The following is a 585-nucleotide window of genomic DNA, read 5'->3' on the forward strand; positions in this document are numbered from 1 at the left end:
TTGTGCAGCTTTTAAAAAGTTTTCTAAACGCTCACGTAAAGCAGCTCCTTTTGGTAACCATAAAGGTAAACCTTGGCCAACTTTTTGCGAAAACGTAAAAAGCTCAAGCTCTTTACCAAGTTTTCTATGATCGCGTTTTTTAGCTTCTTCTAATAAATTTAAATATTCAGTTAATTCTTTTTGTTTAGGGAAAGAAATACCGTAAACACGTGTTAATTGCGGTTTGTTTTCATCACCGCGCCAATACGCACCGGCAACGCTTAAAACTTTTACTGCTTTTATAATACCAGTATTTGGTATGTGGCCACCTCTACATAAATCAGTAAAAGAGCTATGGTCACAAAACGTAATGGCACCATCTTCTAAATTTTCAATAAGTTCAGTTTTAAAAACATTGTCTTTATATAAAGCTAAAGCTTCTGCTTTAGTTACAGATCGCATTTTAAAATCGTGTTTACCACGAGCAATCTCTAACATTTTATTCTCAATAGTTTTAAAATCTTTTTCAGATACTACATGCTCGCCAAAATCAACATCATAATAAAAGCCATTCTCAATAGCAGGCCCAATGGTAAGTTTAACACC

At 34.0% G+C, this 585-nt stretch carries 1 pseudogene; it reads right to left on the bottom strand.

What is annotated here, in order from left to right:
- A pseudogene (locus tag FUA24_RS24565) lies at positions 1–585 on the bottom strand (threonine--tRNA ligase); the annotation flags it as partial.

The sequence above is a fragment of the Seonamhaeicola marinus genome (genome assembly GCF_008085455.1).